This is a genomic window from Lysinibacillus parviboronicapiens (genome assembly GCF_003049575.1).
In the GTDB taxonomy this organism is placed as follows: Bacteria; Bacillota; Bacilli; order Bacillales_A; family Planococcaceae; genus Lysinibacillus; species Lysinibacillus parviboronicapiens.
Map to the genome: position 1 here is coordinate 511,953 of NZ_PYWI01000001.1, position 12,153 is coordinate 524,105.

General features: G+C 37.6%; 12 protein-coding genes. 3 read left to right on the forward strand and 9 right to left on the reverse strand.

The genetic code is table 11. The annotated features are described in order from the left end of the window. Positions 1–40 precede the first annotated feature (40 nt). The 4 genes from C9J35_RS02420 to C9J35_RS02440 form a co-directional block, all read right to left on the reverse strand. Positions 41–1,237, reverse strand: a complete 1,197-nt coding sequence (locus C9J35_RS02420) for a polysaccharide deacetylase family protein (protein WP_107923275.1) — start codon at positions 1,235–1,237, stop codon at positions 41–43. A gap of 269 nt (positions 1,238–1,506) precedes the next feature. After that, positions 1,507–3,573 (reverse strand): catalase, encoded by a 2,067-nt coding sequence (locus C9J35_RS02425; protein WP_107923276.1) that lies wholly within the window; start codon positions 3,571–3,573, stop codon positions 1,507–1,509. 506 nt (positions 3,574–4,079) lie between these two features. Continuing rightward, entirely contained in the window at positions 4,080–5,138 is a 1,059-nt protein-coding gene (locus tag C9J35_RS02435; RefSeq protein ID WP_107923278.1) for an acyl-CoA dehydrogenase family protein, read from the reverse strand. Positions 5,139–5,271: 133 nt separating this feature from the next. Further along, entirely contained in the window at positions 5,272–5,790 is a 519-nt protein-coding gene (locus C9J35_RS02440; RefSeq protein ID WP_107923279.1) for a DUF4242 domain-containing protein, read from the reverse strand. A gap of 126 nt (positions 5,791–5,916) precedes the next feature. Between C9J35_RS02440 and C9J35_RS02445 the strand changes: the two genes are divergently transcribed. After that, positions 5,917–6,357: a winged helix-turn-helix transcriptional regulator gene (locus tag C9J35_RS02445; protein ID WP_054767055.1), complete on the forward strand. Its 441-nt coding sequence runs from the start codon at positions 5,917–5,919 to the stop codon at positions 6,355–6,357. A gap of 141 nt (positions 6,358–6,498) precedes the next feature. On the opposite strand, the gene C9J35_RS02450 is transcribed toward C9J35_RS02445, so the two are convergent. The 5 genes from C9J35_RS02450 to C9J35_RS02470 form a co-directional block, all read right to left on the reverse strand. Next, positions 6,499–7,263 carry an ABC transporter permease gene (locus C9J35_RS02450; RefSeq protein ID WP_107923280.1) on the reverse strand — a complete coding sequence of 255 codons (765 nt, stop codon included), beginning with the start codon at positions 7,261–7,263 and terminating at the stop codon, positions 6,499–6,501. A 12-nt stretch (positions 7,264–7,275) separates the two neighbouring features. After that, positions 7,276–8,229, reverse strand: coding sequence for an ABC transporter substrate-binding protein (locus C9J35_RS02455; RefSeq protein ID WP_107923281.1), 954 nt, complete (start codon positions 8,227–8,229; stop codon positions 7,276–7,278). A gap of 15 nt (positions 8,230–8,244) precedes the next feature. Beyond that, positions 8,245–9,015: an ABC transporter ATP-binding protein gene (locus C9J35_RS02460; protein ID WP_107923282.1), complete on the reverse strand. Its 771-nt coding sequence runs from the start codon at positions 9,013–9,015 to the stop codon at positions 8,245–8,247. A 192-nt stretch (positions 9,016–9,207) separates the two neighbouring features. After that, on the reverse strand, positions 9,208–9,783 hold the full coding sequence (locus tag C9J35_RS02465; protein ID WP_107923283.1) for an RloB family protein: 576 nt from the start codon (positions 9,781–9,783) through the stop codon (positions 9,208–9,210). After that, the gene (locus C9J35_RS02470) at positions 9,780–11,057 is read right to left on the reverse strand and encodes an AAA family ATPase (RefSeq protein ID WP_107923284.1); all 1,278 of its coding nucleotides are present in this window, start codon (positions 11,055–11,057) and stop codon (positions 9,780–9,782) included. Before C9J35_RS02470 ends, C9J35_RS02465 begins: the two co-directional genes overlap by 4 nt. A gap of 301 nt (positions 11,058–11,358) precedes the next feature. Between C9J35_RS02470 and C9J35_RS02475 the strand changes: the two genes are divergently transcribed. Both C9J35_RS02475 and C9J35_RS02480 read left to right on the forward strand, forming a co-directional pair. Further along, positions 11,359–11,808 carry an SRPBCC family protein gene (locus tag C9J35_RS02475; protein WP_107923285.1) on the forward strand — a complete coding sequence of 150 codons (450 nt, stop codon included), beginning with the start codon at positions 11,359–11,361 and terminating at the stop codon, positions 11,806–11,808. Between the two features lie 155 nt (positions 11,809–11,963). Then, positions 11,964–12,153: helix-turn-helix domain-containing protein (locus tag C9J35_RS02480; RefSeq protein WP_235616176.1), on the forward strand; the 190-nt coding region annotated here is incomplete at its 3' end.

A 12,153-nucleotide genomic window follows, 5' to 3' on the forward strand; every position in this document is an offset into this window, starting at 1 on the left:
ACCTTTGAAAAAGACGAATAAGAGACTTCTCCTTTCTGGTTTATCGATTAAAATTAATCCAAAAAACCTCTTTACTTCCGTTCTGCTTTAACATAATTATCTTTACAGAGTAGCCACCAGCTTCGTAATTTGTTACATTCTCTTCTGTTGACATGACCCTTGTATTGTTACTCGCTTTTACAAGATAACTGCCAAAATTACGCTGTAGTTGGCGTTCACCCTTCACCATTTTATAGAGCTCAAATCGAGTTTCTTGTGCCTGAAGTGTACTATTCTTCATATCACTCTTCAACCATGCTTTCAGTGCTACTTTGTCGGCTGTTACTTGTGCTTCGACTTGAATATCGCGATTTTTATAATGTTGCTCTGCCTGTTTCTGATATTTTTCTAAAATCCTTTTTAAGTCTTGTGCACTTACACGATTACTAGAATCAATTCTTTTAATATGGACGGTTCCATCACCGAACATATTAAAACCACCCTGTGTTGAATAGTCGATTTGATAACCAGCAGCCTTAATTGCTTGCTCAGCCACTCGATCATATACACCATATGGGTAGGCAAAGGATGTAGGGGCCTTCCCTGTATGTTTCTCTATTAATTGATGCGCTTTTGTCACGTCCTCAAGGATGTAACGTCGACGTTCATCATTTGTTAGCGACTTGCCCTCTTTCGTTTGATTTAGAATCATAGCCTCGTGCTTTGGCGCATCATTTTTGCCACGCCAATGTAAATCATATGTATGATTACCTATTTGAATAATCGATGAGTCGGACATTTCCTTTATTTGTTGCCAGTTCAACATGGGTACGCCTTTTCTTAAGCCCGTTTCCACATCATTCACAATCACGAATAATGTTGCTTGCATGCCCATCTCCTTTAAAATAGGGTAAGCTATCGTATATACACTTTCATAGCCATCATCAATCGTTAAAAATACTGATTTTTCAGGAATGCGTCCATGCCCCTGTAAATAAGCAATTAGTTGCGCTTCAGTAATGGTCGTATAGCCACTGTCCTTTAGCATTTGTAACTGCTCACGAAATAACTTTGCTGTAATATTAATGTTGGCAATTTCTTTGTAATCGCCAAACGAATGATAGTTAATGACCGTAACACCCTTAGCATTACTATATTCATAAAAATTTGTCGATTTGGCTGCGAGAGCCTGATCAGATATGGCTACAAAAAAGAAGAGCGCTGCCATATAAAAAAATACTTTCCTAACGCATTGCATAATATTGGTCCCTTTCTCAAAATATAGTCAATACAAGTATATACGAAATGGGTAGAGACTCATAGGGAAGATTTACTATCCTATTATTTTGGTGAAATCGTAGTCATTATAAAAGGGACTGTTCAGTGTCGAATAGTCCCTTTTATATTATCTCTGATACCTTATAACATCATCCACATCAAATAATAGGACCAGACATTATATCACTGCTAGAAACATTATTTTCGTCGTAACTTTTTTTAAAATGAAGCATTTAACGTCATAAAGAGCTAATAGATATTTCTCTGCCAAAAACGTTGCTGTGCAATAGCTTCTACAAATTTTTTAGCAAAATTGGTGTTGCCTGTCGCCATTACTATGCCTGATCCTACATTCGCATTAGACATATTAAAAAATGTCATACCTGAAGCGGCAATACCAATCGGTTTATAATGTCGATATGCTTCATTTATATAATTTACAATATGTGTATTAAATTTCGCCTGATTGTCAGCTCGAACGCCTACAACATATAACGAGTCAAATAACACTGCATCCGTTGTGATGAATGTTTCACTTGCCATTAACTGAACGCCATTACTGCCTGTAACTACACCAAGTTTGTCAGAAATTATGCTATATCGAACACCCTGCCTAGTTAAAAATTTCAGTACCTCTCCCACTTCATTAGCATCAAATCCATCACCAATTAGTACACCCACTTTTAGTGTTTGCGGTAATTTTATTGTATTTGCCTGGCTAAGTGCAGGGGATGAGGCTGTGACCTTTGATTGTTCACCAGTTGGTCGATTAACACCAATATTCTCAGCTACAGTGGTCGCCATCACTTTATCCACATGGACGAACATATCAACTACCTGTTGCCGAACAGATTTACTTTTCACTTTCCCTACCTCAAAGCTAAAGGCATCGATAATATGTTGTTTTTCAGGTGGTGACATACTATTCCAGAAGAGTCTTGCTTGTGAGAAATGGTCATCAAATGATTTACTTCTTGCTCGCGTAATACGTCCCTCGACCTTTTCTTCGTAATGGACAAAACCGCCCTCTTTTTCGGTAGATGTTGAGGGAGTATTACCTGCCAGTGAATTTTTATGATAGCTCACTTTCCCTAAGTTAATGGTTTGTCGGCTAAAGCCGTTGCGCTGATTGTTATGAATTGGGCAAATAGGTCTGTTTATCGGAATTTCAGCAAAATTTGGACCACCTAGACGAATAAGCTGTGTATCTATATAAGAAAATAATCGTCCCTGTAAAAGTGGATCGTTCGTAAAGTCAATGCCCGGCACAACATTTCCGGGGTGAAAAGCGACTTGTTCTGTCTCTGCAAAAACATTGTCCACGTTGCGATTCAATGTCATTTTTCCAATTTTTTTAACTGGCACCAACTCTTCTGGCCAAAGCTTCGTGGCATCTAAAATATCAAAATCAAACTTGAATTCGTCTTCTTTGTTAATCATTTGTACTCCAAGCTCATATTCTGGATAATCACCAATTTCAATGGATTCCCATAAATCACGTCGTTGAAAATCAGCATCTTTACCCCCAATGATTTGCGCCTCATCCCAAACAAGTGAATGTACACCTAATACAGGCTTCCAATGAAATTTAACAAATCGGGACCTTCCCTTGTCATTCACAAAGCGAAACGTATGAACGCCAAAGCCTTCCATCATACGAAAACTTCTAGGAATCGTTCGATCAGACATATGCCACATAATCATATGAGCTATTTCTTGATTATTTGCAACAAAATCCCAGAATGTATCATGAGCGGAGGCTGCTTGTGGCATTTCATTGTGTGGCTCGGGTTTGACCGCATGAATTAAATCAGGAAACTTAATGGCATCCTGTATAAAAAATACAGGTATATTATTGCCGACTAAATCGTAATTGCCTTCTTCAGTGTAAAATTTCGTTGCAAATCCTCGAACATCTCTAGCGGTATCCATTGAACCTAAGCTTCCGACTACCGTAGAGAACCTTACAAATACCGGTGTTTTCTTACTTGTGTCTTGCAAAAAATTGGCCCTCGTAAACTCTTTCATGGACTCATATAGTTCAAATTCTCCATGTGCTGCAAAGCCTCTTGCATGCACAACTCGTTCTGGTATCCGCTCATGATCGAAATGTGTCATTTTCTCTCTAAAGTGAAAGTCCTCCATGATGGTTGGACCACGCACACCAGCTTTTAATGAATCCTCATCATTTGAAACTTTAATACCTTGATTGGTGTTCATCTTTTTTCCATCATTATTGATACGAAACTGTTCTAGTTGCTTATCCTTTGCATTGCCATCTGCATCTTTGCGCTGATCTGACCAAGATTTATCCACGCAATCCCCTTTCGTACCAGTACTAATTACGCTCTATACACACTATATGTTTCGCTAGAACAAACATGCTTGAATTTTTTTCTTCCGCTGTTCCTGCAAGAGTATCGCGCCGTTCACTCCAATCAACTTGTATAGCTTCCTGACCTATGCTGCTCCTAACTTGCCAAAAATACTTGAGCCTCTTTATATTCATGGCAGCAACAGGAAACACGCCTGTATGGACTTTTTAAAGCCTTACAGTTGACCTTAAAGATTGTTGCTTGTACCTGAGCGATTGTTGCTTGTACCCGAGTTTTCGCTACAGAGTAAAGCTTTCTACAGAAATAGCATGAGTTAAAGAAGCCGCAGGAACGTAGCGTCGAGGAGACTGAAGCCATGCCCGCGAAAAGCATCCGCCACAGTGAAAATCAACGAGTTCATTATAGATACTTCTATATTTAAAAGAAAAAGACTGTCAACAAACTCAATCTCTAAGTTTGTTGACAGTCTGAAACCTTGCTGCTACTCTATTCAGCTTTCTTTAAGATCTGTGTCATTTTCTCAAGCTGTCTTACTGTTGGCGTTAAATTTGCGAAAAAGTATGCCTCTCGAAGTTTACGAGAAGGGGTACTGCCAGCAATATAGCCAGCCGAGCCATTATGAAGCATATTCGCTTGCACCGCTGCTAATGTATCATAAACCGCTTGTAACCGAATTTGGCAAATAGCTTGTAAATTTACCTCACCCGATTGTATGAGATTTTTCAAGGTCGTTTGCAGATGCTGTAATTTCCCTGTCAATTCCTCAGCCTGTATCTGCAAATATTCATTGCAACCATTTTGTTTGGCTTTGACCTTTTCAATGCCTTCAACCGAAGATGCAACTACACCAAAGCCAAGGGGAATTTGATACAGGACAAATGTCGGGCGAATGATATCGACAAAGGAGCTCGCTTCATGGGTAACGACATAGTCATCCGCAACAAACACATTGTCAAACTTACATGTATAGGTCGCACTGCCATTGACGCCTAAAAAGTGTATTTTCTCTTTTAACGTAATATCTGCATTGTCCGTACTGACGAACACCATTACTTCCTGCTCGCCATTAAGTGCAATGGCTCCGAACCAGTGATTTTCCCCTAAGTTGGACACTGCTGGTAGCACGCCATTTATGACATAGCCACCCTCTACACGCTCTGCTGATAGATGTATCTTCTCCAAGCCAGCATAGTATTTCATCGGATTTGATAATCCCGTCGCACCAAGTACATCACCACTTTCGAGTAGTGTCAAAATATTAGCACGTAATTGTTCATTATCCGTTTTACGTATATAAGTTAATGCGGCAAGGTGGCACCATAAACAAAATGCAGTTGTCATACAAACTTTCGCCGTCTCTTGTACAATAGTTAGCTCATCTAGTAGCGTTGTCTGCTCATCCTTTTGTGTTGAAGCAAAAAATCCAGCCTTACCTAGCGCGTATAAAAAATCCTCCGCATAATAAGCTTCCTCATCAATCTTTTTTACCAACGGTTTTAATTTTTCATCAATTAAAGCTTGTAAAACTTCTGCATCTACTGCCATGGTTACCACTCCAATCCTTTTTTCCGCATTACTACCGAGTGCTAAGATTCTTGCGCTAAAACGAGAAGTCTTGCAGCCGCAAATGTTCCATCAGTTCAACTAAATATCTATCGAGACCCACCGATGATAATTCCTATTTATCGGCTAATTCTGTTAAAGACGTAATTGGTGTTTGAACTGCATCACGTGCACGTTTCACTGCAGCTTCGTCTGGCGCATCATAAAAGCATAAGCATTTCGTCATATCTTCGCATACATATGTGCGAGAGAAATGCACTTCAGGTACTTCTTCGTAAAGCACTGAGTTTTTCTTTTTACGAGCAAGATACTGATCCATTGTAATTTCCGCTGGAATCTCCCATTCCACTAAGTAGTTAACAACTTCTTGATTTTGTTTCACATCTTCAAGCTCTTTTCCAACAAGACGAACTTCTTTTACTAAATCCGCTTGAATTTTTTGTTCCGTTAAGGCGGCTGTTGCTTGAGTCACTTCATTCGCCTCCACAATAAAGTACGCACGGCTAAAATCTTTTGCAACCTGTACTTCAATTACTGAAACATTTTGCTTTTGACCTACACGCTCTACTAATACTGCAAATTGCTCCTTGTTCGATACATCACTTACTGTTGATTCTACTAAAAATAAACCCATAGTAAATACCTCCGAATAGTTTGTTTTTTCTTTATGTTAGTTATTTTATTATACTCACTTAACAAAAACAACTGAATTTACTAAAAATTATATTTTGTGCTACACTACTGCATGGAGGGAAGTATTATGAAAACACGTTATGACTTACCATGCAATATTGCACAAACATTGAATATTATCGGTGATCGTTGGACTTTGCTCATTGTACATGAGCTACTAATCGGACAAACAAATTTTAATGATATTAAATTAAATTTGCCGGGACTCTCTGCAAACTTATTGTCTGCTCGTTTAAAATCCTTAGAAGATGCAGGGCTTGTGGCATCGACGCTCTATTCTGCTCATCCACCCCGCTATGCCTATTCCTTGACTGAGTCTGGTAAAGCGTTGGAACCCGTATTTAACGCCATGATTTTATGGGGCAGTGAACACTTAGATATTTGCTATAAAGAAATCGTCGATGCCAAGACTGGTGATAAAGTAGAATTAGGTTACTACTCGAAAAATACAGGCGAGCGTAGCGAAGCAATTCAAATACGTGCGATACAAAAAGGAGCTGCCCAATAATTTATTGGAGCAGTTCTTTTTGTACAGACAATAATAATGCAAGTTCATCAATAAAACTTTCAACAGCGCTATTATCATCCCTCTTACAGCTCGTAGAACCATTCACTAATACCCCTTTACTCAAGTAGCCATTAATTGTAACTAGACTCCTTGACCGCCCCAAATTTTTGCAACCCAGGTCTCAAAATAGCGTATTGCTTTATCTAATAGTAAACCGAGTACACCAATGACAATAATGGCAGCCATTACTAAATCAAGGCTTAGTGAGTTTCTGGCATCGACTATTAAAAAACCAAGTCCTGACTGCGCACCAACCATCTCTCCTGCTACAAGAAAAATCCACGCACTACCTAATGCCATATGTAATCCGTTTACAATCATCGGAAATGCAGCAGGAAAAACAATTTTTCGCAATAAATCAAACTGTGACATTTCAAAATTAGCTGCCACGCGTAAATATACAGCATCGACTTTTTTTACGGCTGACACTGTCGATAAGAGTACCGGAAAAAATGCTGCAATAAAAATAATGACTATGGCTGGCATGTTGCCAATTCCAAACCAAAGTACGATGAATGGCGACCAAGCAATTGGTGATACCGGGCGTAACACCTGCACTATTGGATCTATAACAGCCCAAATCTTTAGCCATCTGCCCAAAAACAAGCCTAGAACAACGGCCACGATAACTGCTAACAAATAACCACTAAAAAAACGAAAAAGACTAATTTGAATATGGTCAAAAATAGAGCCATCTTTAATTGTAGCAAGTAATGCAGTAAATACAGCTAACGGAGGAGGAAATAAAGCTGCATCATGTCCTCCAAGGACCGTTACCAGTTGCCATACACCAACTAACAACACAATGCCAAGCACAATTGGGCCCATTTTGTTTAATTTTCTCATATCCATGCCACCTTATTGTTCCATTAACGTCGCATCTACAAATTCTTCATACGTAGGTGGCTCTTCTGATAAGCCCATCTCCATTAAGGAATCTCTTAAAATTGAATATGCATCCGCTTCGATTTTTAAATTATTGTAAGAAATCCAATTTAACGATAAATCTAGAACTTCTTCATCCACTTTAATGTACTTTGCAACAACATCATGGGCATGTTTATCACTTGTATTCATTTGCTCGCCAGCAGCTGCATAGTCAGTTACGAACTGTTTGGCTATGTCTTTATGTTCCTCAATAAATGCGCTACGAAGGACTAATCCACAGTCAATTGAATCTGGCCAAATATCCTCTGATTGGAATAATACCTTCCCTTTTTCAAGCGCCACAGAAAGAGCACCGAATGGTTCTGCCACTACATATCCTGCGATACGACCTTCCGCTAACGCAGCTGGCATTTCAGCTGGAGGTAATTCAACAACGTCGACATCATCATAATTTAAACCCGCGTCTTGTAGCATGCGGTATAACAAAATATTATGCGTAGAGTATTTATTTGGTATGGCAAAACTTTTCCCTTGTAAATCTTCTACTTTTTCAATATCAGGGGCGCCAACTAAAACATTGCCATCTCGATGCCCGAGAGCTACCGCCTTTAAATCAATTCCTTGCTCCTTTGCTTTCATCGCTAATTGAATAAGGACAGATGCACCATCTATTTTGCCCGTATTTAAAGCATCCATCAGTTCAGGCCATGACCCAAATTTCACAAGCTCAATGGCATAATTTTCGTATCCCTTGTCAGTTTGCATATAAAGTGGAGCTGCATGTGTAATCGGTAAGTAACCGATTTTCACCACTTTTTTATCACCAGCAACTTGAAATTCTGCATTTTCTTCATTCTTTCCACAAGCTACTAATGTAAGTAGTACTGTCAATACAAGTAAGAGTAGACCTAATTTCTTCTTCATGTCTTTTCCTCCGTTTTAAATGTTGTATTCGATGGTGTCTTTGGGATGCGTAAACTGGAATTCATTGAAAATGACTTCACGAAAATGTTGAAATTCCGAATGTGAACGATCCCTTGGTTTTGTACTCCGTATTTGTAATTCACGGTGTATACGCCCAGGATTTGGACTCATTATAAAAATGCGGTCCGCCAAATAAATGGCTTCGTCAATATCATGTGTCACTAATAAAATAGTCGTTTGTTCTTCTTTTTGAATGGCAAGTAACTCATCTTGTAAATAGTAACGTGTAAAAGTATCGAGTGCCGCAAAGGGTTCATCCATCAAAATCACTTCTGGTTGAATCGCTAATGCGCGCGCAATTGCTACGCGCTGTTGCATCCCGCCCGATAACTCGCTTGGTAATGCCGTTAACCGACTATCTAAACCAACGAGCTTTAAGTATTGCTGTGCACGTTGTTGACACTCCAGCTTCGTCAAAGTTGTTCCTTCTAGTGCTAATTCAACATTTTTTTGAACTGAGCGCCAAGGAAGTAATCCATAATTTTGCATCAGCATAATACAGCGTTTACTTGCTTTTGTTACAACTTGATTGTCCAAAAATATCTGCCCTGTAGTAGGCTGTTCAAAGCCTCCTACTAAATTCAATAGGGTGCTTTTACCACAACCACTCTTTCCTAAAATGGCAATCACTTCACCTTTTTGTATGTCTAATGATATTTGATTGAGTACAGATTGCTCAGCAAATGTTTTACTTACTTGCTGTATAGAAATTAACGGCGCTGTCATATGTATTCTGCCACCCCTATAATCTTTATAATTTTACTAGGTTTAATATGTTTTAAGTTATTTTATTATACTCAGTTTAAAATTACAACCTAAATTCAATAAAAAATAAATTAATTCGGAAAATTCAATGTAAAAACATAAATAGAAAAAAAGCAAGCTTTCCGTCTATGGATAGAAAGCCTGCTGTGCTTTTTAGAATATGTATTGGATCATTTCATGGATATTGCAATAAGGATTATCACGACTTTTTGTCTTTCGAAGCGCCATCATATCTGCACAATTTTTAATAGCCACCTCGTGCCGCAACGCTATCGGCGCAATGATTGTTTCGTCAGCTTTATGACGAAAATAGCGAGCCACCCCAAGATGCTGTTCCATTTTATCATTCAATACAGCTCTGGGGTATTTTTCCTTTACATCAACTTCTTCAAAATGTAACAGAAGCCACAGTTCAAAAGCTTCGTTTGTATAGGCGATTTGAATATTTTTTTCCTCACAAAACACATTTACTTCCTCTAACTGTTTTTCTGTTAAATCATCCTTATCAAAAACTATCCATACCTCGTCAAAATATTGATAGCTGGAATCTCGAAATGCATGCTGTGCCAGCTTAATGGCAGAGCGCTTAACATTTTTAATTTTGACACTCACCATTTTTGAACGCTTTAAAATACGCAGTTGTTCAAAATAAATGCGCTCAGTTTCACCCTCACAATAAATTAAGATTGTTTTACGCAGTGTTCGATTTCCTTGTTGACGTACTCTCACTGCTCAGATACCTCCAATTCACTTAAATATTGTTTTGATAAGTATTCATTAATAACTGGTGTTGCGCCAAACTCTCCCTTTAAATAACGCTTTGCGTACGAAATATCTCCTCGTTTCTTGTGCAAATCGGCAAAATCGAATAAAGAATATAACTCAGATTCATTTTTAAAACTTTTATTGACGAACCAAATTTGATCGGAGCGTAGTGGTTGATCCAATAAGTCAATTTCATGACTCGTCACAACAAATTGATTGTTTTCATTGCGCTTACTATTCATAATAGCCATTAAAAATTCGCAAATTGACACATGAAAAGCCGTATCAAACTCATCGATAAAAATTGTCTTCCCCTTATTGTATGCATCCACTATGACACATGACAAATGTAGCATACGCACAGTTCCCTTTGAATCCATGGTCCAATTAATAGTTTCTGTACCAAGTGGTGTACCTACTTCATCAAACGATAAATAATGTAAATCAATATCAACTTCTTGAATAATATCTGGCGTATCGAAATCATAGCCAATTGTATTTTTTTCTCTGCGTTCTACACGTCTCGCTGTCAAATCTTGAATTGAAAAGTCTGCAATTTTTAGTAACTTCAAGACTTCTCTTTTAAATGGCTCTTCCTCAAGCTTACGGATGAGCGGATGACCCGATAAACGATAGGCTTCATCTAAAAATAAAATTTTATGTAAAAACCAATCAAAAATTTTCGTTGCATCGGCATCATTAAAAACATTTAAAACGGATAAGAAAGCAGTATTATTGCGTGTATATTTTGTCAGCTCCAGTGATGTGCTTTGCGCGGCTTCATACGAGTAATCCGTACCATCCCACCTTCTAACAAATAACTCTACTTTTTTCGTTTTCGATGTTTTGGTCAGGCGCTCAAAAAGGACCTGTTCAGCATTGTATTGTACTTCATAGTCGTAAAGAGAATCTTCTAATAATAAAGAGATCATAAATTCTGTTGGTGTCCCGGAATAACCACCCAGTTTAAAAGGCTGGTATGGTAAACGAAGCTGTTTGACATTATTTAAGTTTTCAAAGTTGAACAATAGTGAGCGTAGCACTTTAATAGCGGCGAATAAATTAGATTTCCCACTACCATTTGGTCCAAATATAAAGGCACTTTTCACCAGATGTAATGATTCGCCTTGTATGGTATGTGTATCCTTCAATTTTCGAATTCGACTGCCTGCTACCATTGAAAATAATGTTTCATTTTTATAGCTTAAACAATTTTTGACTCTAAATTCCACTAGCATGACATAGCCTCCGTTCAATTCCACAACATTCCTTTAAAAAATAATTATACAGTATACCTAAAAAAAGACATATTACTCACCATAATATTAATACAATGCAAAATATTGTTCGATAGATTATTTTTATCAACAAAGTGAAATGTTATTTAAAGTTAATAACTCTCAAATAGATATATTCCTTTACAACTATCCAGTACAATTACATTTAGTAATAGCCTTAAATTTTCTGTTTGAGGCACAGATTTAAAGGATAAAATAAAAAAATCAGTCATTTTATTATTGGAAGTAGAGGTGTTTTTTGATGAAAACATGGACAAAGGCTATTAACATAAATGCACCCATAGAAAATATTTGGAGATTGCTTGATGGCTCTTTAGCTGATTTGCAAAAGATTATGCCACAAGTAGTTGAAAACAAACCTATGAAAATAACGGAAGAAGTGGTTGGCAGTGTTTATCGTCAAAAATATAAAGAAGGAAAACGCATTGAAGAGTATGATGTTGAAACATTGGAATACACGAATACACCTGAAAAAAAAATACTGAAAGTAGGCTTTACACTCGCTAATATGTTTGAAATTACAGCTTACTATGAATTAATTAAAATAAATGAAACAAAGACTTCTTTTACTTATACTGTAACAAATAATCCGTTAAAATGGTTCGTAAAATTATTTTTATTATTTGCTTCGGACAAGGTAGTTGTCGAGTTTCTAGAACGTGTCAAAAAAGTGGCTGAAGCACAATATTAGTCACTTTTTCACAACTAAAAAAGCATCCACTCCAAAGTGATCTGCCCCGTAAAAGTTAGACACCAATCTAACTTTTACGGGGGTTTTTTTATGGCAAAGTAAGTGTTGAACAACGTATTCAAGCAGTTCAACGATACTTAAATGGAGATGAATCCATGAGTGGAATTGCGAAAGATATCGGAGTGACAGATCGAGTTGTCAGTGATTGGATTCGCCGATATCAAAAAAATGGTGTAGAGGCTTTCTTAAAATCCTATACAAAATATTCAGCTGACTATAAAATGAATGTACTTAATTATATGAACGAGACAGGTACATCTTCGATTGACACAGCTGCACTATTTA